This is a genomic window from Terriglobales bacterium (assembly GCA_035561515.1).
GTDB lineage: Bacteria > Acidobacteriota > Terriglobia > Terriglobales > Acidobacteriaceae > DATMXP01.
This window is the reverse complement of the sequence record DATMXP010000013.1, coordinates 20,125-40,992: the sequence shown is the minus strand read 5'-3', so window position 1 is coordinate 40,992 and position 20,868 is coordinate 20,125. Positions and strand designations below refer to the sequence as shown.

The window sequence follows — 20,868 nt, the reverse complement described above, 5'->3', positions numbered from 1 at the left end:
CATCTCACACCACGATCTTGTTCAGCGGATACTCCACAATGCCCTGTGCCTTCGCTGCCTTCAACTTCGGAATAATGTCCCTCGCCGTCGTCTCCTCGATGATCGTGTTGACGGCCACCCACAGCTCGCCGTTGTTCGCCGCCAGTTCCGAGATGGTCGGGCGCTTCAATGCCGGCAGCACCTTCAGCACCTGCTCCAGGTCTTCTTTCTTGACGTTCAGCATCAATCCCACGCGACCCTGCGCCGCGATCGCCCCCGTCAACATCAACGCCAGGTTCGAGATCTTCTCTCTCTTCCACTCGTTTTGCATCGCCGCCTTGTTTGCGATCACCTGCGTGTACGACTCCATCACCGTATCGATGATTCGCAATCGGTTCGCCCTCAGCGACGACCCGGTCTCCGTCACCTCGACGATCGCATCTGCCAGCACCGGCGGCTTCACCTCCGTCGCACCCCACGAGAACTCGACACGAACATTCACACCCTTGTTCGCGAAGTACTGCTTCGTCACGTTCACCAGCTCGGTCGCGATCACGCAACCTTCCAGGTCTTCCGCCTTTTGGAACCTCGAATCCTCCGGCACCGCCAGCACCCAGCGCACCTTGCCGCGACTCTGTTTCGCGTACACCAGGTCTGCGATGGCCTCCACCTCCAGGCCATTCTCGCGGACCCAATCGATTCCCGTCAGTCCGACGTCCAGCACGCCCTGCTCCACGTACCGCGCCATCTCCTGTGCGCGGATCAGCATGCACTCGATCTCCGGATCGTCAATCGCCGGAAAATACGAACGCCCGCTAACGTATATCTTCCATCCCGCCTGACTGAATAACGCCACCGTTGCGTCCTGCAGGCTTCCTTTCGGAACTCCCAGCCGAATCTTGTTGGAAACAGGTTTCGTCGGCGTCATTGCACTTTCTCCGACGCGCTCACCATCGGCACCATGCGCGTAAAGCAGGACCGCGTTCCTTCGTGGCACACCAGCCCATCGCCTTCCACTTCCACCTGGAACAGCAATGTGTCGTTGTCGCAATCCGTTTGCGCCGACACCACCTTCAAGCGGTTGCCGCTCGTTTCTCCCTTGGTCCATAGCTTCTGTCGCGTACGGCTGTAGAAAGTCACGTAACCGGTCGCAAATGTCTTCTCGAACGATTCGCGGTTCATGAACCCGAGCATCAACACTTCGCCCGTGTCCTTGTCCTGCACAATCGCAGGTGTCAGTCCATCCATCTTTTCGAAATCGATTTCCGTCATCGTTGTCCCCTGAAAACACAAAACCCGCTAACGCCTGTCGCGTCAGCGGGTCTGAAATCCTTGGTCTCTGGTCTTACTTTATTCGCAGAGCCCCGCCGACACGTTCGCCACGTGATGATGATGATGATGGCGATGGGTCAGCGAGTTCATATCGAAGTCACAGGATACGGTGATAAGCCCTCTCACGTCAAAGGCATTCTCCACTCATATGGCATGGGAGCTCTGGCCTTACTCACTTTTCGTCCAAAATGATGATCTCCGGCATGAGCCGACCTTCCTCAATCCGCATCCGCCCAACGCAGATCGGCAGCCGAAATCGTCGGGGCCCTGCGCTTCCCGGATTGAAGTAGATAACACCATCGGTGCTCTCGATCAGCGGCTTGTGCGAATGTCCGAATATCACCGCGCCCGCTCCCTCTGGAACTCGTTTCAACTCGCCGCGATTATGAATCAGGAAGAACTTCACTCCGCCCAGTTCGACCGTCAAGGTCAACGGCAGCTTCTTGGCCCAGGGCTTTACATCCACGTTCCCGCGGATCGCATGCACCGGTGCAATTTTTTTCAGCGCATCCAGCACTTCCACCGAACCCACGTCGCCAGCGTGCAGGATCGCATCCGCTCCGCGGAGCGCCTCAACCGCTTCATCGCGGAGCAATCCGTGAGTGTCAGAAATCACGCCGATTTTCATGGCAAAGGGCTGTAGATGATCTTCCCCGCAAATGAAGAAGCGCCCTGAGCTTATTCAGCATCAGGACGCTACGGCAGCCCTCCCCCAGAACTGCCTTACAACGTCCGGATTTTATGGCGGATGTGCGAGGTTGTAAATAGCACACACGTAACTATTTGTGGGGATTCAAAGGTAACCGCAAAGTAATGCACAAACGAGGGAAAGTACTTTCACATTTGGCGCAAAACTCTTCCCCAAAGCCTCATTTCTACTGCACCAAAATAGTGCAGCCATCGCGCTTGAGTACGATGGCTGCCCCTTGTCTCTGAAGTCAAAATCACGCTGTCCGGCGCATCTCCGTTCGCCCCTGGTAACGGCGCCGGTACGGCGATGCATCAAAATCGGTCAATGCACCAACCGTGGTGATATTCAGCCCCATCATCCGGAACCATTTCGCCTCCGGTTCGTCACTGAACCCCATGAAATTCGGCAACGCGCTGCACGTCGCCGCCAGGCCCATATCGATCTTTCCGTGCGTGCGAAAACTGATCGAATCCGTCACTCCTCCCGGAAAATCGGTCAGCATCGTATTCGTTGCCTCGACTCCCGCACATACCAGAGACGCAATCGCCGCCCGTTTATTCCGCCGCCAGAACATCGCCGTCATCAGCACCAGTCCACCCAATGTGATGTAGTCCGCAATCGCGTGCTGTTTCGGCGACAGCACCTTTGGCATCCGATCCGAAAGCGCAGCCACTCCCTTTTGCATGATGGGCATATCGACAAAATCCTCCTTCGTGGAAGATGCCATGGCCATCACCCAAGTTGGGTCGAAATCCAGCGGCAATTCCTAGACAAAAAGAAAAGGGCAGCGCCATCACGCTGCCCCGCAACAACTTACTTCCTTAAGATCCAGATTTCCTCGCCAGTGCCCTGCTCAGCGTCTGATCCAGTGCAGCCCTCGATTTCTCGTACTCCTCCTGAGAAATCTTCCCTTGTTGCCTCTCTACTTCAAGTTGGAACAACTCGTCCTTCAGTGCTTCCAGCAGCAAGGTCGACCGATCCTTCACCGCGGGCGTGGCAGTTGGCACAACCGCCGGTGCCGCAGCAGCCTGCACCGGAGCCGATTGCGCCCCTCCGCCATGCTGATTGGCTCGGCTGACTACGAAAACGCCGCCCGACACCAGCACAATCGCCAGGCCGCCCAGGATGTACCACCGGATACTGTGCAGCGGATCCGGAGCGTCTGTCGGCGGTCCTAATCCTCCGCCCGGACGCGAATCTCCACCCATCGCTCCACCGCCCTGCGCCTGTTCGGCGCCGCCTCGCTGTTCGTCCTGTAATACACCGGTGCCGGACACCCGGAATGCCAAGTCCGTTCCTGGAGTCACTCCCGTCGCCACTTGCACGGTCGCACTTGGGTCCTCATTCATCGGGGAGAATCGTGACGCATTCTTCGCCTCGAAGTTCATCGACTTCGGCATCATCACCACAAAATGCTGGATGTTGTCCGTAATCTTCGGCGCGAATGTCGCCTCGCCCGCGTACGGCAGGTGATACGCAATCTCGAACCTTGTCTCGCCCGGTTTCAGCGCATACGTAAAGTAGTGTTTCCCCGAGTTGCCATCCGGGGTTGCCGTCGTATTCACCGGCATCCCGCCGGGACCTTGCACGATTGCCTGGTCCACATGTGCGCCTGCTGGCAGGTAGAACTCAAACGTCCTCTCTCCCGCCAGCGTCCGCGGAGGCTTGGAGTCGTTCTTTACCGCGATCAACTCCAGCACCTGCAAAGTGTCCTTCTCTGCCTGCAGGCGCATGACGTTCACATTGGTCGCAACTCCGTCCAATTTCTTTGCCGAATCGTAGACGTTCACCTCAACCGTGGTCGCCCCCGGACGCACCGGCCCGCCCTGCGGAAAATAGCTCGCGCCACCATGCGTCACTCTTACCAGGTGCGGTGTGCTCTGGTCATCGATGTTGAATGAGAACTTTCCGTTCGCATCCGACTTCGTCTGCGCCAACACGTTCATGCCCTGCGACATCCCGAGCAGAGCGACATCATCTCCCGCCGAGGGCTTCCCCGTCGTCGCGTTCGTCACCGTGCCCGTCAACGTCGCTGCCGTGGCAGAGATCGCCAACAATCCCAGCAACACCAAAACTGCACTACGTCGAATCATCGGCTCTCCACCGCTTCCAACTGTTCGATTTCCGCAAGAATCGCAGCCGCTTCGCTCTCCAGCGAATTGCGGAGGCTTTCATAATCGGCGTCCGACAACTTGCCTGCCTTGTACTCGAAATTCAGGTCGCGCAGGTTCTCGTAGACGGCGTCTTTGCGTTCACGCAGGTAGGAAACTCGTGTCTTCTCTTCACCCACAAACACCCGCGCCGGAGAAAACACGAACAACAGAAGTCCGGCAGTCAGTAACAGCCCAGCTACTCCGATCATACTTCCGTCTCCTCGCGTGCCTTGCGCCGGAACTCGTCCAGTGTTTCCTGCGGTAGATTCTGCACTCCCACCGGTGCCGTCCGGAACTTCCACTTCCTCACGATCACCGTTACCAGCGTCAATCCTGCAACCAGCGCAAAGAAAGGCATGATCCACGCCACCACGTTGAAGCCCTGTGTCGTCGGGGCCGCCAGCACCGTGGACCCGTACTGCTGCACAAAGGATTGCAGCACCAGGCTGTCGCTATCGCCCTTTTGCAGGGCGGCCATCAACTCGTCGCGCATCTTCGTGGAATACGAGCAGCCCACGTGATTGCATTCCAGAAGGATCTGGTTGCACCCGCACTTGCACATCAGTTTGTGGCCAAGATCGTTGAACCGTGCGTCGATGGACGGGTTCGCTCCCATCAACCCCATGCACACCACCGCCAGCAACAAGCCTTGTACGATGTATTTCGCTCGGAGCATTAGTCGTTAGCTCCCACTGGCTGTCGTTCCTCCACCAGCACTGTCTTTCTTATCGGCACCTTCGATGTCGCCAGGCTCGGCACCATCGCCAGGATTGTCCCCAGCAACAAGATGTGCGCCCCCGTCCAAATCCACTTCACCAGCGGGTTCAGGTGTGCCTTGATGATAGGATTCCCGCTGTCCTGGTTCTCGCCGCTATAGACCAGATAAAGGTCCTCACGCATCGTCGAGAGAACCGCCGGCATGGTTGAAGCCTGCTGGCTAGCTTTGAAGAACCGCCGCTCGGGATACATCACGTCGACCGGCTTCCCGTCCTTCGAGATATCCATAATCGCCCAGACGCTGCTGTAGTTCGGATTGTCGTCCTGCGTGTGCGTCCGGCACGTGATCGTGTAGCTGCCGATCTGCATCGACTCGCCATTCTTCAACTCGCGCTCGATGTCCTGGTTGAATGCCGCGCCCGCGAATCCAATCAGCACCACCGCAAACCCAAAGTGGGCGATGTAGCCGCCATAGCGCCGCGTGTTTCTCCTCGTCAGCACGTAGAGAGACGACGCGATATTGCGGCCCGTCTGCTTCGCGATCACCATTCCACCGCGATAGAACTCCGACAGCACTGTCGACAGCACCAGCGTCGCCAGCACCAATGTCATCCACGAATAGAAATCAGCCTGCGCTGTCCACGGCCGTATCCATCCGAAAACGATGACCACCACGCCCACGGCAACGGAGAACATCGTCGGCAGGAGCAAATTCCTGCGAATGCTGTCCGGCGATGTCTTCCTCCACGACAGCAGCGGCCCCACTGCCGTCAGCAGTGTCAGTAGCAATGCCACCGGGATCATCACCTTATTAAAGAACGGGGGGCCCACCGTCACCTTCGTGCCCTGCACCCACTCCGAGAGCACCGGGAACAGCGTTCCCCACAACACCGTGAAGCACGCCACCAGCAGGATCAGGTTGTTGAACAGGAAACTCGACTCACGCGAAACTAGCGACTCAAGCCGGTTCTCGCTCCGCAAATGCGCACGATTCTGGATGAAGAAGTACGTGCACGCCGCCAGCGTGATCGCCAGGAACGTCACGAACCACGGACCGATTCCCGACTGCGCAAACGCGTGAACCGAACTTACAATCCCGCTACGAGTGAGGAAAGTCCCGAAGATCGACAACAGGAATGTGCTGAAGATGAGCCACATGTTCCAGATCTTCAGCATGCCGCGCTTCTCCTGCATCATCACCGAATGCAGGAATGCCGTCCCCGTCAGCCACGGCAGGAATGATGCATTCTCCACCGGATCCCACGCCCAGTATCCGCCCCAGCCGAGCACGTAGTAGGCCCAGTGCGCACCCAGGAAAATTCCGACTCCCAGGAATGCCCACGTCACCATCGTCCAGCGGCGCGTGATGTGGATCCACTTCTCGCCCGGGTACTTCATGATCAGCGCCGCCAGCGCGAACGCAAACGGAACCGTAAATCCCACGTATCCCAGGTACAGCATCGGCGGATGGATCACCATCTCCGGGTACTGCAACAGAGGATTCAATCCGTTGCCGTCCGGCGGGATCGTGCCCTGCACCATCGCAAACGGATTCGCCGCGAAGTTATTCAGCAACAGGAAGAACACCTGCACGGCGCTGATAATCACCGACGCATACGCCACTAATTGCGCGTCCACCTTGTGACGCAACCGAAGCACTAGCCCGTAGCCCGCCAGCAGGAAAGACCAGAACAGCAGTGATCCCTCCTGACCTGACCATAACGCCGCAAATTTGTAGGGTGCCGGCAGATCGATGTTGCTGTGGTGCAGGATGTAGGCAATGCTGAAGTTGTTCTGGAAAGTGGCGACCACCAACACCACGGAAGAGACCAGCACCGCACCGAATACCGCGATGCCGGCACGTCGTGCCGTTTCACCCAGGACATCTGAGCCGGCCCGCTTTCGAACTAATGCCAGGATCCCGGCTATGAATGCGTAGACGCTGAGGGCGAGTGCAAGAAGGAGCGAGTAACTACCTAATTCTGCCATGAAGTGCGGTCACCACCACGAATGCAGATATTGTTTCAAAATCTGCTCGCACCCGCAACTCGCGGCCATCCAAAAATGCCTTTTATTCCAATGGGTTAAGGCCGATGCGCGGAGACTCCGCAGCCATCGTCTAATTTCGCCGGCGGCACGATAGGTGCGTCATTTCTTGAACAGGTTCTCGAATGCCGCTCGCGCGTCGTTGGCCCGAACTCCCCCCGAAGTCGTCTCTCGTTCTACCGACTGCTTGATCGCGAACATCGTGCACGTGTTGTGGGTGTCTTTTGGCGAAATTCTGGCCAGCACTGGCTGACGGCATTCAAACCGGCTCCCCGGATCGAAGTGGTTGCACATCTTGCAGGAATGCAGGTCCAGTCCGCACTTCGGACATTTCGCCATATCGTCCGACATCGGTGGCAGGATCGTCCCGCACATGGCGCACCGCGAAACCGTTCTCGCGCCCGGCATATTAAGAGGACGCGGCCCAAACGTCATGTCTTGTGGTTTCGGCTTCGGCGTCGATGAAAACTGCGGCTTATTCTCTCCAGAGTCCTGGTACCCGCGTTGACGGTATTTTCTGTCTGACATGGCTTCTCCTTGCCCGAAGCAATCCCTTGTGTCGGGCTTTGAAGGACGAGGGGGAATTCTCAAAGGCGAGCGGGAAATATCGTTGTACCCCTCTCGATACGAAAGCGCAAGGGGATTCGCTGATGCTAACCTGCCTGGCGGGAACTCGCCATCGACAACAGGCTCTGCATCGTTCGAGTCCCTGGAAACCTCACATCAAGCGTGTGAAACAGGCTCGCATAGAGCGCGCTCACGATCAGGAACGCCACTCCAAACGCATACGACATCGGCCAGTTCGTCGCATTCTGCCAAAGCAGGAGGTACACCACCGTGCAGAACAATGATGCCGCCACGAGCACGTACATTGCATCGATCAGCCTCGCCAGTGGCCTCATCCATTGGCTCAGCACCCGGATCGAGTTCGCCGCTGTCGCACCACTACCCGGGACGTCTTCTGGTGAGTTCTTCAACCTCTGGACAACCCAACTCTTCAATTGCGCTCGAGACGATTCAGGAATGCCGTCAAATTCCAGCCCAATGCGCCCGGTTGAATCTGTCCACACTACATGCGCACCCGTCGTGATGTGCGTCTGTGTTCCCGGCAGAAAGAAACCAACGTCGATTGCCTGCCCCGTCTCCATGGGAGCGAGTGACTGCATCGCCATCCCGCCTTCACTCAGGTCAAGAATGAAAGCCGGATCCTTCATCCCAGCCACGTCCACATGCGAAAGATGATGTACCGCGACGCGCAGAAAGCGCCGCACCATGCGGCTCACCATCCCTCGTGTGAACCGCAGGATTCGTCCGGCATCTTCCACCGAAATCGGCTTCGCCAACACGAAGTTCGCGCCGGTCGCCAGCGCCGCCTTCATCGCCTCCGGATCGTCCACCACCCCAACGGTAATTGTGTTCTGATTCGGAGTGTCCTGCCTGATCTCTTGCAGCACATCAAGTCCCGTGCCGTCCGACCCGCATTCCACGATCACCGCATCGAAGCGACGCTTGCGCAGCATACGGCTGGCACCGTTCGTGCCAAGACAGATCTCTACCCCCATATCCATCTCGAATAGCAGTGGACACAAGGTCCGTAGAACGTCTGGGTCCCGGCAAAGAACGAGCGATTGCGCGGCCATAGCCCATATCGTAGGCCACGGCGGTGACAACGGGAGTACCAGCCAAGGTTCCCGTTGTTTCCTGACCGTCCAATCCCCGACATGCTTTTGACCACCATGCAACCAACTTCGCGTTAACTCGCAGCCGAATTCCCCCGCCTGCATCTATCGAAATACATGCTCTTACGACAGCTAGCCATCATCCTCGGCGTGGCGTCCGCCGCTTTCGCCGCCGACACAGCCGCTCCACTCCAAACCGTCGATCGTGTCGATCTCAACCGCTACGTTGGTAAGTGGTACGAAATTGCGCGTTATCCCAACCGCTTCGAAAAGGACTGCGTCTCCGACGTAACCGCCAATTACACGCTTCGTCCGGATGGCAAAATCGAAGTCGTCAACTCCTGCCGCAAGCAGGACGGCAAGATGAAATCATCGAAGGGCGCCGCCAAGGTCGCCGACAAGCAGACGAACGCCAAGCTGCGCGTCACCTTCTTTTGGCCTTTCTACGGTGACTACTGGGTCATCGGTCTCGATCCCGAATACCGTTACGCGATTGTTAGCGAGCCCAAGCGGAAATATCTCTGGATCCTCAGCCGCACTTCCACCATGGATCCCGAGCTCTACGAGCGAGCTCTTCAGACCATCCGCGAAAAAGGCCTCGACCCGTCGAGAATGATTAAGCCGTCGCACACCGGGGGCTAACTTTGCTGGTTGTCTTTTGAAAATGGAAACCGGAGGAAGCGAGTGGGATCGTGAGGGGTGCTTCCTCCGGCGGCGTCATTCCCGGTCCCAAGGACCACGTATCTTAGCCTCCGACTACGCGATCAACCGGGTGCGCCTGATGTCCAACTAATTGGTGCCGGCAACAGTCGTTGACGGCTGCGGAAGGTGAAACAGCTTCTGGACCGCCAATGTGAGTTCGTCCTGGTCCACCTTCACTGAAATCTCTTTGAGTTCCCGGGCCAGCGAACCCGCGATGCGCGAACTGATTCGCTTCGCGAGTATCTGTAAAGCCTCTTCCTGTTCGACAGTGAATGGCCCGGCATCATGGCGGAACGACTCCAGTTCCTGTCGGCATAGCTCATCCAGCCGCTCTCGTAATGCGACCACGGTTGGCACCGTCCGGTCGCTCGCCAGCTTTCGACTGAAGAACTTCGCTTCGGCGACCACGATCTGGTTCGCCTTCTCTGCCGAAGCCGCATGCTCGCCGCTCGACCTTTGCACCACATGCTCAAGGTCGTCGATGTCATAAAGGAAGATCCCGTGGATGTTCCTTACCTGCGGATCCACGTCCCTGGGAATCGCGATATCGATCATCAGCAGCGGACGCCCATGCCGCTCCTGCTTCACGTATTCGCCTTCTTCACGCGTGAAGATCACGTGCGGACACGCCGACGACGTCACGATAATGTCGGCCTCAATCAAATGCTTCCAGCGCTCCTCGTACGGTGCCGCCACACCGTTCAGGCGCTCGGCTACTTCCTGCGCGCGTTCCACCGTCCGGTTCACTACGCGCACATCCGTCACGCCATTCTTCACCAGGTAGTCCGCCGAGACCTCGCCCATCTGCCCAGCGCCAAGCAAAACTACCTTCCGTCCTTCTAGAGATCCGAACAACTGCCGCGCCAGTTCCACTGCCGCATACGGAACCGACACCGCCGCCTCTCCGATCGACGTCTCCGTCCTTACTCTTTCCGATACTGCAAACGCCTTCTGGAACACCGAATCCAGGTATTGCCCCGTCGTTCCCACCTTCTGCGCGAGGAGCCATGCTTCTTTCATCTGCTCCACGATCTCTGGTTCGCCCAGGATGATCGAGTCCAGGCTGCTCGTAACCTTGAACATATGCACCAGCGCGGCTTCACCGATCAGCCGGTAGAAGTGCTTCCACTCCCCGAGCTTCAATCCATATTCACTTGTCAGGAAATTCAAAACCGAGTTCGCAGCCGCCGACGCATCCCGCGTCCAGAGGATGAATTCCGTGCGATTGCAGGTCGCTAATACGGCTACTTCCTCGATCGCCTCCGATCTCACCAGCCGTACCAGAGCCTCATACCGCCGGCTCTCGCTGATCCAGAAGCGCTCGCGCACCTCGACCGGAGCCGACCGGTAGTTCACACCGATAATCACCAAAGTGGGTTCCAAAACACACACTCCACGCCCGAAGGAGTTCACCCTCACTTAGGCATCTCCAATTCCAAATTCCAGAGGCACTGTTAATTTCCGTAACTCGTTGCAAGAAAGCAGCTTAGGGTGCCTCTGGCTAATCCCGTCAAACGCCCCGCGAATCCTCCCGTGGGTTAATACGCGCCTCCATTGGGGCATTTCCCGTAACCCGCTGTCCTCTACGTCCTCTTCACCAGTTGTTCACCCGTCACAATCACAAAAACCTGTGACGGCGTACAATCCTTCCCATCGCAATCCGTACTGGGGCAGGATTGCGATGAATGAGGTAAAAGGAGAGTACGCATGAAGAAGTTGTTGGCTGTTCTCTTGTTTGTGGGAGTCACTTCTCTCGTATCGTTCGCCGACGCTGGCGCCGATACTTACAAAGGCAAGTGCCAGATGTGCCACGGCCCGAACGGCACACCCAGCGCCGCCATGGCAAAAAGCATGAACCTGAAAGACCTCGGTTCGGAAGATGTTCAGAAAATGTCCGACGCCGATCTCAAGACCGTCGTCGAAAAGGGCAAGGGCAAGATGACCGGTTTCGCCGGTAAGCTCACACCCGCCCAGATCGACGAAGTCGTAAAGTACATCCGCACCTTGAAGAAGTAACTTTCATCTCGGAGGCTGGCCCGCCCAGCCTCCTCTTCATATCGTCCCTCCCATTCGCGTCGACCGTCCCTCGCTTGTATACTTAGTCGCTTTCTGTCTTAGGCGTTGTTGCGCTCGTCTACCGTTCATCCATTTCGTTCAACTCCCGGACTTTCTGTCCGTGGCTACTGCAGTGGAGGCTAGATGAAGAAGCATGATGAGGAGCGACCTCCTCTTCCCGAACAGCCAGACTCTTCCGGGGTTTCCCGTCGCGACTTCCTGAAAATCTCCAGCATCTCTGTCGCGGTTCCGATGGTCGTCGGTCCCACCGTCGTCAACGTCGCCGGCGAGGAAGTTCCCGTATACGGTCCCGGTCCCGTGCCCGTCACCCTTAACGTAAACGGCAAACTTCTCAAGGCTCAACTCGAACCCCGCGTCACTCTCCTCGACGCTCTTCGCGATCAGTTCGAACTTACTGGCGCCAAGCGCGTCTGCGATCGTGCCGAATGTGGTGCCTGCACCGTGCTTCTCGACGGCAAGCCCGTCTACGCCTGCTCCGTGCTCGCCGTAGACGCACAGAATCGCAAGATTGAAACCATCGAGAGTCTCACCGGTCCCGGCAACACCCTTCACCCCATTCAGCAGGCGTTCATCCAGAATGACGCCCAGCAATGCGGTTTCTGCACGCCCGGATTCGTGGTTGCCTCCAAGGCTCTGCTCGATAAATACCCCAAGCCCACGCCGGAGCAGATTCACCATGAACTCGCCGGCAACTACTGCCGTTGCGGCACCTATGCTGGCATTCGCGCCGCCCTCGGCGGAAAGAAGGAGGCCTGAGCATGGCGGAATATAAATGGCCCGACACACAACATCGCTCCTGGATCGGCAAGCGCGTTTCTCGCGTTGACGGACCCGAAAAGGTCTCCGGTCGCGCCAAGTACTCCTATGACGCCACCGGCAAGAACATGCTGTTCGGCACCATGGTGCGCTGCCCCTATCCACACGCCAAAATCACCGCGATCGATACCTCTGCCGCCGAGAAGATGCCCGGCGTAAAGGCAGTCATGGTGATTCAGAAGGCTGGTTCGGAAATCCATTGGGCTGGCGACGAAATCGTCGGCATCGCAGCCACCTCCGAAGGCGCTGCTTCCGACGCCGCCCGTTCCGTGAAAATCACTTGGGAACAACTTCCCTTTATGGTCGACGACGCCACCGAGCCTCACGGTCAGATTGCGTCCGACACCGGCCCCTACGATGCAGACGCCATCTGGGACATGCTCGATAACCAGATGCCCGCTGCTCAGATGATCCAGCGCATTCAGTCCGGCGGGCTTACCTTCAAGCCCACCGAAGCCAATCTCAAGGAGTTCGCCGCTAACGGTGCCGCTCCCAACGTCATCGACGCTCTAAGCAAAGCCGAGGTGAAACAGAGCGAGGGCCCGAAAGTAAAGTCGCCCTACAAGCGTGCTGCTCTACAAAGTCAGGGCGAACCCGACACCGCCTTCAAGGAAGCCGAGGTCGTCAGCGAAGGGTTCTACGGTGCGACCGTTATGACTCACTGCTGTCTCGAGTCGCACGGTGCAGTCGTGGCCTGGGATCCTAAGACGAACCACGTCGAAGCGCAGATCTCCACTCAGAACATCTCCGGCATGGCTGCCCAGATGGCCGAGCCTCTCGGAGTTCCCGCTTCCAACATCCACCACCGCATGCAGTACATCGGCGGAGGTTTCGGCAGCAAGTTCTCACCCGATCGCTGGTCCATCGTTGCGGCACAACTCTCCAAGCAGGCTGGCGGAGCTCCCGTAAAGATGTTCCTCGATCGTCGTGCCGAACTCGAAGTCGCCGGTGCGCGTCCTTCCGGTTTCGGCAAGGTTCGCGTCGGCCTGAAGCGCGATGGAACCATTACCGCCTGGGAATCCAACACTTGGGGTACCGGCGGCCCCGGAGGTGGTGGCGCCTACCCGGTACCATACGTCTTCGATATCCCGCACCAGCGCAAGCAGCACACGGCCATCGTCACCAACATCGGTCCTGCTCGCGCATGGCGCGCGCCCAATCACCCGCAGGCTGCTGTAATCACCATGTGTGCTCTCGAGGATGCCGCCGCCAAAATCGGCATGGATCCATACGATCTCTTCCTCAAGAACATCGATTACACCGGCCCTCGCGCCAAAAACTACTCCGAAGAATTCGCGATTGCCGACCGGCTCATGGAGTGGAAGAAGCGGTGGCATCCGCGCGGTGACAAAACATCCGGCCCGATCAAGCGCGGACTCGGCCTCTCCATCCACACGTGGGGCGGACGCGGTCATGCCAGCAACTGCGACCTCACCATCCACCCCGACAGCTCTGTCGAGATCAAGATGGGCACGCAGGATCTTGGCACCGGAACTCGTACCGCGATACTCATGGTTGCCGCCGACTCCCTCGGCATTCCGATGAACCAGATCAAGCTGCTCGTCGGCGACAGCAACTATCCCGTTTCCGGAGGCTCCGGAGGTAGCACCACCATCGGCGGCGTCTCTTCTTCCACCCGCCGCGCCGCAATCACGGCTCTCAACATGCTGTACTCGAAGGTCGCTCCGGCACTGGACGCGAAGCCGGAACAACTCGAAGCTCGGGATGGCAAGATTTTTGTCAGTTCTGCACCCACTCGCAGCATGACTTGGAAACAGGCCTGCGCGAAGCTCGGGGCGATGCCGATCACCGCGACCGGCAAAAACCCCGACCGCGAGCATCCACCCGATCTCACCAACAGCGGTGTCGCTGGCGTGCAGATGGCCGACGTATCCGTCGATACCGACACCGGTATCGTGACCGTCAACAAGATGATCGCCGTTCAGGACTGCGGTCTTATCATCAGCATGAAGACCGCGGAAAGCCAGGTCTACGGCGCTCTCATCATGGGCATCAGCTACGCCCTGTATGAAGAGAAGATCATGGACCCGGTCTCCGGGCGCATGCTCAACCCGAACATGCAGTTCTACCGTCTCGCCGGACTCGGCGATATCCCGGAACTGGTCATCCATATGATGACCGGCCCCGGCTACGACGAGCGTGGCGTCATCGGACTCGGTGAACCTCCGGTCATCTCACCCGGAGCCGCCATCTCCAATGCCGTCGCCAATGCCATCGGCGTTCGCGTTCCGGAGATTCCTCTCACACCCGATAGAGTGCTCGCCGCTCTCGCGAAAGGAGGCGCATAATGCGACAGTTCGAATACACCGTCCCTAAGTCAACTCAGCAGGCCGTCGGATTATTGGGACAGAACTGGTCTCAGGCGCAGATCCTTGCCGGCGGGACTGACATCCTCGCCCTTATGAAAGACGACGTGCTCCAACCTAAGCGCCTCGTCAACATTAAGGACATCCCCGGGCTCTCCGGCATTCAGTTCAACGCCACCGGATGGCATCGTTTCGGCGCTCTCACCAAGCTTTCCGAAATCGCCGACAACGCGGACGTACGCCGCAGCCTTCCGATGCTGGCTTGGGCTGTGGACGAAGCCGCCAGCCCGCAGATCCGCTATATGGCTACCCTGGGCGGAAACCTCTGCCAGCGTCCGCGCTGCTGGTACTTCCGCAACGGCTCTGGCCTGATACCGGAGCAGCAGGGCAAGTCGCTCGTCGTCGATGGTGACAACCGCTACCACGCCATCATCGCCAACGACGGCCCCGCCAAATTCGTTACCCCATCCACCATCGCTCCAGCGTTGATCGCTTACGAGGCCAAAGTTCGCATCGTCGGTCCTCGTGGAGACCGCGAAGTGGAACTCTCGAAGTTCTACCGCATTCCCAAGACCACCGACGAACGCGAGCACGACCTTCAACCCAACGACGTCGTCACCGAAATCATCGTGCCGCCCGGCCAGAACGTGAAGGCCGCTCAGTACGAGGTTCGCCAGCGCAACGCCTTTGACTGGCCGCTCTCGCTGGCTTCCGTCGCGCTCTGGATGAATGGCAACACCATTCAAAAGGCGAATGTAGTGCTCGGTGCGGTCGCTCCGGTTCCGTGGATTTCGCAGGAAGCCGCACAAGCGCTGGTCGGAAAGCAACTGAACGAGCAGACCGCCGACGCTGCCGCTCAGGCGGCAGTCTCGATCGCGAAACCACTCAGCCGCAACGCTTACAAAGTCCAACTCACGCGGGTGGCAGTCAAACGCGCACTGTTGCAGGCCGCGAAGGGAGGTCAGCAATGATTCATCGCCGTGAAGCACGTTTCGACATCAACCATCCCAACCTCTGCTCCGGGCTGCGCTGGAAAGGTCAGTTCATCGCCGCCGCGCACGACGAAACCGTCCAGCCTTGCAATGACGGCCTCTTCTGGTGCATGTACACCCAGACCTGCATCGGACCCGACGGCGAACTCGCCGAGCCCGGCAACTGCACATCAACCGACCGCTGCTGCCACGGTTGCGGGAAGAGTGGGTAGTTGTTGGAAGTTACCGGTACTGAACTTACATTAGTGCCCCACTCAACTTCCTTGGTTGAGTGGGGTTTTTACTTTTCTAATTAAACCCGCTAACCTCAAATCGGAGGACGATCCATGGCATTGATGCGCACTTCGAATCCGGCCCTGAACGACAAAAGTTTCCGCGAAGCCGGAGTCGCTTTCGGACAGGAAGCGATGACCATCTCCGGCACCGTCAATAAGACCGGCATTCTGCTGCTCTGCACCATCGCCACTGCCGCGTGGACCTGGACTCGCTTCATGCAGGCCGAATCCGCTCAGGCCGTTGCGCCCGCCGCCGTTATCGGCGCCATCGGCGGATTCATCGTCGCCATTGTCACCGTCTTCAAGAAGAACTGGGCGCCCATCACAGCGCCACTCTACGCCCTTCTCGAAGGACTCGTCCTCGGAGCCATCTCCGCCATCTTCGAAGTCCGCTGGCCCGGCCTCCCCATCCAGGCCGTCAGCCTCACCTTCGGTGTCCTGATCGTCCTTCTGCTCGCCTACCGCTCCGGACTGATCCCCGTCACCGACAACCTCCGCCTCGGCATCGTCGCCGCGACCGGAGGCGTTGCGCTGTTCTATCTCGCGCAGTTCGTCCTCGGCTTCTTCGGGATTCACTTCACCAGCATCAACAGTTCCAGCCCGATCGGCATCGGCTTCAGCGTCGTTGTCGTCATCATCGCGTCGCTCAACCTCGTACTCGACTTCGACTTCATCGAGCGCGGCGCCCGCGCCGGAGCCCCCAAGTACATGGAGTGGTACGGTGCCTTCGGCCTGATGGTCACGCTGATCTGGCTCTACCTGGAAATGCTGCGGCTCCTCGCCAAGATCCGCGACCGCCGCTAACGTAGTCCGGGATTTCATATCCCGGATCTTGAGGTTTTCCCATACCGAAACAGAGCTCCACTCAACCTTCTTCTGGTTGAGTGGAGCTCTGTTACCTAAACCTTGCCTCTTTCCCCAAACATCTATAATAGATAGGTTGACAGCCGGACCGGACGGTCGCTCTCGCGCAAGCGAGGGAGGAAAGTCCGAACTCCGCAGAGCAGTGTGCCGGATAACGTCCGGGGCGTCGGATTCAAATCCGCCGTACGGCCAGTGCCACAGAAAACATACCGCCTCGCGCAAGCGGGGTAAGGGTGAAAAGGTGCGGTAAGAGCGCACCGCCCGCCCAGTAATGGTCGGGGCATGGTAAACCCCACACGGAGCAAGACCAAATAGGGGACAACATCGCGGTAACGCGATGGCGTGCCGGCTCGGCGCGCCAACCCAGTTGGGCATCCCGCAAGGGATGAAAGTCCCGGGTAGGTCGCTAGAGCGTCGCGGTAACGCGTCGCCCAGAGGAATGACCGTCATGCCGGTGCAAACCGGCATACAAAATTCGGCTTACAGGTCCGGCTGTCACTGATTTCCCACCCAGACTCATCGTCCTTAATTACATTCGAACCGGATGACCTAGCCTCACCCTCTCCGTCGCCCTCTCTACGTAGCTCGTAAACAGAGAAGCCAACTTATGTAGGCCATCAGCCCCGCCTGCCAGAAGCGCGCCGGTCAGCACTACATCGACGATCCTGAACAATGTGGCTTGCGTTCCCCTCAAGCCGTTGAGCACGACGGGATCGGCAAGGAATTGCAGCGCCCTCATCCCGATAATCGCGACCAGGAGCCCGAGGCCGAGCGAAATTGAAAACGCGATCTTCTGCGTATCGCTTCGCCAACCAACGTATGGGTTTATGTACGGAAGAACCGACTCAATATCCGAGGCCCTTTCGCTCTGAATTGCCAGCGCAAGGCGACGCCTCTCAGTCTCCTCCGACCGGAGCGGCGAAATCAGCACCTCAACCGCCCGCTCGATGATAAGCGCGATCGCAATCAACTGCGTTAACACCCTAAGAAAGTCATCACGACCAAAATTCCAGAGCTGTACGAATTCTGGTTTCCAAACACCGGCAACAACAGCAAATGCGACGGTGATCGCCATTGCCACAATCACAAACCATCGTTTCCGCATCTCTCCTCCTTACACCGCTGGTTGGGAGCACACCTGCGCATGCTCCCATTGCCCATCTTCGGCCAACGGTGTCAACCTTACGGAAACTCGATCTCGGGAGCCGGGCGACTTTCTTTCTCTAACTTCCCTAAAAACTGGGTCCATTCCGTTTCGGAAGCTTTGCTGTCGTACATAGCTAGCAGTTGCATGATCAACTTCGCCGGCCGGATCGTGTATTTGTGAGTGCCATCCGGGGGCTTGGGGTCCGCTACCGCAATGCTCCGCGGAACGCCTCTTTTCAGCAAAACAGGGTTCTCCTGAAAGTCTGGATGCTGATCGAAAACTAGCCAGCCGTCATCATCTATGGCTTTGAAGATGACGTGATCGCTTTTATTAACTTTATAGTGTGGCGGAACGGCTTCTTGTTCCTTTACTTTAATGTCGATAATCATTTTCTCTTCTCCTCCATTCAGTCTTAGGTAGCTGGGCCTTCGGACCTGAGTTTTGAGCATTATTGAGCCGACCTGTATCCTTTTCCGGAACTTGCCTTCAGCGCCCGCCGCACATTCTTATCCGCCATGAAGCTGCGCAGGTCCGGATTAGTCTCTCCATCCTGGATCGTCCAACCCCTCTGCTGTGCTTTCTTCATATAAATCAGGGCCTTCGTTCGGTCTCCCAGGGTTTCGTAAACTTCGCCTGCTGAAGCAAGTACTTGTCTATCGTCGGGTGCAAGCGCGAGCGCTGACTGGATCTGCGCCAGCGCTCTGTCTCGATGCTGTTGCCTCGCATACAGCACCCCTAAATCCGCGTGCGCGGTATGCTCGCGAGAGTTGGCTTTAACAAACGGTTCCAGCAACGTGAGTTCTCTGGCATAGGCCGCCTGCGCCTTCTCATGCTCGCCGATCCACTCGTAAGCAATCGCCAACGTCAGCCACGTCCGGTAATCTGTGTCATTCAGTTTTAACGCCGCCTCGGTCATCTCGACCGATTCCGTGAAGCGTCGCTGGTAGAAGTAAAACACCGCGAGGTTGTTGTACGCGTGATACGTCGGATCCAGTTCAAGCGCGCGCTTCAGTTCCGCCTCCGCTTCTTTCTCCTGTCCTAACCCACGCAGCGCTAACGCCAGGTTCGTGTGTACGCCGGCATTATCCGGAACAACCTCCAACGCGGCGCGTAACTGCTGGGCCGACTCATTGTTCCTGCCCTGCCTCCGATAGAAAGTCCCAAGTTCATTGTGCGCGATCCAGTAGTCCGGTCGAAGGTCAGTGGCTTTCCTCAATTCCGCCTCAGCGTCTGCCGCACGACCCTGTTTCTCGTACACGCTGCCCAATCCGATATGCGCGTCCGCATCGAGCGGATCCATTCTCAGCGCTTGCCCAAACTCGTTCTGCGCCAGTTGCTGATCTCCCTTTGCCCAGTAATTCCTCCCCAGCGTCACATGGACAGCCGCCAGGCCCCCGTTCAACTCCAGCGCCTGCTTCGCATTCACAAGCCCCTGCTCAATCCACTTCGGATCCTTTCCCAGCCTATACTTGATCCAGTACGCGTCACCCAGCCCCGCATACGCCAGCGCAAACTTGGGATCGCTCTTCACCGCCGCTTCGAACGATGAAGTCGCCTTCTCCACGTTTCCTTTCTTGTCATAACGATGGAGATACTCGCGGCCTTTCTGATACGCATCGAGCGCCGTCGAGCTTTCGCTATACACCGTCTGTGACTGCATAGGACGTATCCGTCGCGCCATGTACGATCCGGCAGCACCTACCGATACCGCGAGCACAACCAGCGCCGCCCACCGCCACAGCTTCGCCGGAACTCTCCACCTCACGGAAGCCTTTTCCTTCAACGCCTCCAGCACCTCCCGCGCACTCTGGAAGCGCCTGTCCGGCAGCTTCTCCAAACAACGTCGCAGCACTGCCTGCAAGGTTGTCGGAATCGCCGATTTACCTGAATGCAGCTCTTCCGGCTCGCTGTTCAGAATCGAGCTAAGCGTATCGACTGCCGTCGTCCCGGCAAACGCCCGCTTTCCCGTCAACATCTCGTAGAACACCGTGCCGAAGCCGAACAGGTCGGAACGCAAGTCCACTGCCTCGCCCCTCACCTGCTCCGGCGCCATATACCCCACCGTCCCCAGCATTACCCCCGGAGACGTACACTCCGTCGAACCCGTCAGCGCTTCCGGCCCTTCCTGGCTGACTGCACTATGTTTTGCCAGTCCGAAGTCGAGGATCTTCACGCAATCGTCTTTGGTAATGACGATGTTCTCTGGCTTCAGGTCCCGATGAACAATGCCCGCTTCGTGCGCCGTCGCAAGTCCTCGCAGTATCTGGATCGCATACTCCGTCGCTGTTTCATGCGACAAGTGCTCCTGCTCCATACGCTCCCGCAGCGTCTTGCCTTGCAGCAATTCCGTAACGATGTACGGAACCCCATCCGCCTCTCCCACGTCGTACACGGCAACGATGTTCGGATGGTTCAACGCGATCGTCGCCAGCGTCTCATGTCTGAACCTCCGGAGCGCCTGCGGTTCCGACGAGTGCAATGAAAGCAGCACCTTCACCGCGACTTCGCGCCCAAGCCTCCGGTCTCGAGCTCGATACACCACTCCTGTCGCCCCCGCCCCAATCTTGCCTATCACGTCATAGTGATCGAACCTTTCCGGCTCCAGCGTCCACGCCGGCTCGGATGTTGATTCGCTCGTTGCAAGAGCAGACACTTCGGCACCGCCCGTCTCCTTCACAGGTGCGATAAACCGGTAGCCTCTTCGCGGAACTGTCTCTATGAATTTCGGGTGTCCGGCGGAATCTCCCAGCGCCTCTCTCAGCCTCATCACCGCCGCGTTTACCCCGTGGTCAAATTCAACAACCGTGCCGTTGGGCCAGAGTCGGGCGCGCAAGTCTTCACGCGTAACCACCTCACCCGGATGGGCAAGCAGCATTTTCAAGATTTGAAGGCATTGTTCCTGCAGATGGCTCGGTACGCCGTTCTTGCGCAACTGTCCCCTGCGAACGTCTAGTTCGAAGTCGCTGAAGCGAATCGGGTCGGGACGAATTTGCGGAGCCGGAGGCATGGAGCAGCCTCCCTGGCCGAGCGATTACATTCGCTTAATTCTAGGCTGATCCAATTTCCGGCGAC

The 20,868-nt window shown here is 58.1% G+C and carries 21 protein-coding genes and 1 other RNA gene; 8 read left to right on the top strand and 14 right to left on the bottom strand.

All coding sequences use genetic code 11. The features are described from left to right. Positions 1 to 4: 4 nt before the first annotated feature. The 10 genes from hisG to VN577_04515 form a co-directional block, all read right to left on the bottom strand. Entirely contained in the window at positions 5 to 907 is a 903-nt protein-coding gene (gene hisG, locus VN577_04560; protein HWR14074.1) for an ATP phosphoribosyltransferase, read from the bottom strand. After that, entirely contained in the window at positions 904 to 1,251 is a 348-nt protein-coding gene (gene hisI / locus VN577_04555; protein ID HWR14073.1) for a phosphoribosyl-AMP cyclohydrolase, read from the bottom strand. The genes hisG and hisI overlap by 4 nt, the downstream gene beginning before the upstream one ends. Positions 1,252 to 1,483: 232 nt before the next feature. After that, on the bottom strand, positions 1,484 to 1,927 hold the full coding sequence (locus tag VN577_04550; protein HWR14072.1) for a metallophosphoesterase family protein: 444 nt from the start codon (positions 1,925 to 1,927) through the stop codon (positions 1,484 to 1,486). A 328-nt stretch (positions 1,928 to 2,255) separates the two neighbouring features. Continuing rightward, positions 2,256 to 2,729, bottom strand: a complete 474-nt coding sequence (locus tag VN577_04545; GenBank protein HWR14071.1) for a hypothetical protein — start codon at positions 2,727 to 2,729, stop codon at positions 2,256 to 2,258. Positions 2,730 to 2,823: 94 nt separating this feature from the next. Then, a complete protein-coding gene (locus tag VN577_04540; protein ID HWR14070.1) occupies positions 2,824 to 4,095 on the bottom strand; it encodes a carboxypeptidase-like regulatory domain-containing protein in 1,272 nt (423 codons plus the stop codon). After that, the gene (locus VN577_04535; protein HWR14069.1) at positions 4,092 to 4,364 is read right to left on the bottom strand and encodes a hypothetical protein; all 273 of its coding nucleotides are present in this window, start codon (positions 4,362 to 4,364) and stop codon (positions 4,092 to 4,094) included. Before VN577_04535 ends, VN577_04540 begins: the two co-directional genes overlap by 4 nt. Further along, positions 4,361 to 4,831, bottom strand: coding sequence for a cytochrome c-type biogenesis protein CcmH (locus tag VN577_04530; GenBank protein ID HWR14068.1), 471 nt, complete (start codon positions 4,829 to 4,831; stop codon positions 4,361 to 4,363). Before VN577_04530 ends, VN577_04535 begins: the two co-directional genes overlap by 4 nt. Continuing rightward, positions 4,831 to 6,861, bottom strand: a complete 2,031-nt coding sequence (locus VN577_04525) for a heme lyase CcmF/NrfE family subunit (GenBank protein HWR14067.1) — start codon at positions 6,859 to 6,861, stop codon at positions 4,831 to 4,833. Before VN577_04525 ends, VN577_04530 begins: the two co-directional genes overlap by 1 nt. 159 nt (positions 6,862 to 7,020) lie before the next feature. After that, positions 7,021 to 7,446, bottom strand: a complete 426-nt coding sequence (locus VN577_04520) for a hypothetical protein (GenBank protein HWR14066.1) — start codon at positions 7,444 to 7,446, stop codon at positions 7,021 to 7,023. Between the two features lie 125 nt (positions 7,447 to 7,571). Next, entirely contained in the window at positions 7,572 to 8,558 is a 987-nt protein-coding gene (locus tag VN577_04515) for a PilZ domain-containing protein (protein HWR14065.1), read from the bottom strand. A gap of 156 nt (positions 8,559 to 8,714) precedes the next feature. On the opposite strand from VN577_04515, the gene VN577_04510 reads away from it, so the two are divergent. After that, on the top strand, positions 8,715 to 9,239 hold the full coding sequence (locus VN577_04510; protein ID HWR14064.1) for a lipocalin family protein: 525 nt from the start codon (positions 8,715 to 8,717) through the stop codon (positions 9,237 to 9,239). 147 nt (positions 9,240 to 9,386) lie between these two features. Here VN577_04510 and hemA read toward each other — a convergent pair whose 3' ends face one another. Continuing rightward, positions 9,387 to 10,682, bottom strand: a complete 1,296-nt coding sequence (hemA, locus tag VN577_04505) for a glutamyl-tRNA reductase (GenBank protein HWR14063.1) — start codon at positions 10,680 to 10,682, stop codon at positions 9,387 to 9,389. A 324-nt stretch (positions 10,683 to 11,006) separates the two neighbouring features. Between hemA and VN577_04500 the strand changes: the two genes are divergently transcribed. From VN577_04500 to rnpB, 7 genes are all read left to right on the top strand, one after another. Next, the gene (locus VN577_04500) at positions 11,007 to 11,315 is read left to right on the top strand and encodes a cytochrome c (protein ID HWR14062.1); all 309 of its coding nucleotides are present in this window, start codon (positions 11,007 to 11,009) and stop codon (positions 11,313 to 11,315) included. Positions 11,316 to 11,498: 183 nt separating this feature from the next. Further along, on the top strand, positions 11,499 to 12,131 hold the full coding sequence (locus VN577_04495) for a 2Fe-2S iron-sulfur cluster-binding protein (GenBank protein HWR14061.1): 633 nt from the start codon (positions 11,499 to 11,501) through the stop codon (positions 12,129 to 12,131). 2 nt (positions 12,132 to 12,133) lie between these two features. Beyond that, on the top strand, positions 12,134 to 14,500 hold the full coding sequence (locus tag VN577_04490) for a xanthine dehydrogenase family protein molybdopterin-binding subunit (GenBank protein ID HWR14060.1): 2,367 nt from the start codon (positions 12,134 to 12,136) through the stop codon (positions 14,498 to 14,500). Beyond that, on the top strand, positions 14,500 to 15,489 hold the full coding sequence (locus tag VN577_04485) for a xanthine dehydrogenase family protein subunit M (protein HWR14059.1): 990 nt from the start codon (positions 14,500 to 14,502) through the stop codon (positions 15,487 to 15,489). The genes VN577_04490 and VN577_04485 overlap by 1 nt, the downstream gene beginning before the upstream one ends. Next, positions 15,486 to 15,722, top strand: coding sequence for a hypothetical protein (locus VN577_04480; GenBank protein HWR14058.1), 237 nt, complete (start codon positions 15,486 to 15,488; stop codon positions 15,720 to 15,722). Before VN577_04485 ends, VN577_04480 begins: the two co-directional genes overlap by 4 nt. A 114-nt stretch (positions 15,723 to 15,836) precedes the next feature. Continuing rightward, a complete protein-coding gene (locus VN577_04475) occupies positions 15,837 to 16,589 on the top strand; it encodes a Bax inhibitor-1/YccA family protein (GenBank protein HWR14057.1) in 753 nt (250 codons plus the stop codon). Between the two features lie 140 nt (positions 16,590 to 16,729). Further along, an RNA gene (rnpB, locus tag VN577_04470) (RNase P RNA component class A) lies at positions 16,730 to 17,148 on the top strand. A gap of 30 nt (positions 17,149 to 17,178) precedes the next feature. On the opposite strand, the gene VN577_04465 is transcribed toward rnpB, so the two are convergent. The 3 genes from VN577_04465 to VN577_04455 all read right to left on the bottom strand — a co-directional run bounded on the left by VN577_04465 (position 17,179) and on the right by VN577_04455 (position 20,803). Then, on the bottom strand, positions 17,179 to 17,754 hold the full coding sequence (locus VN577_04465; protein ID HWR14056.1) for a hypothetical protein: 576 nt from the start codon (positions 17,752 to 17,754) through the stop codon (positions 17,179 to 17,181). A 77-nt stretch (positions 17,755 to 17,831) separates the two neighbouring features. Continuing rightward, positions 17,832 to 18,185, bottom strand: a complete 354-nt coding sequence (locus VN577_04460; protein HWR14055.1) for a hypothetical protein — start codon at positions 18,183 to 18,185, stop codon at positions 17,832 to 17,834. A 59-nt stretch (positions 18,186 to 18,244) separates the two neighbouring features. After that, the gene (locus VN577_04455) at positions 18,245 to 20,803 is read right to left on the bottom strand and encodes a protein kinase (protein HWR14054.1); all 2,559 of its coding nucleotides are present in this window, start codon (positions 20,801 to 20,803) and stop codon (positions 18,245 to 18,247) included. Positions 20,804 to 20,868: the final 65 nt, after the last annotated feature.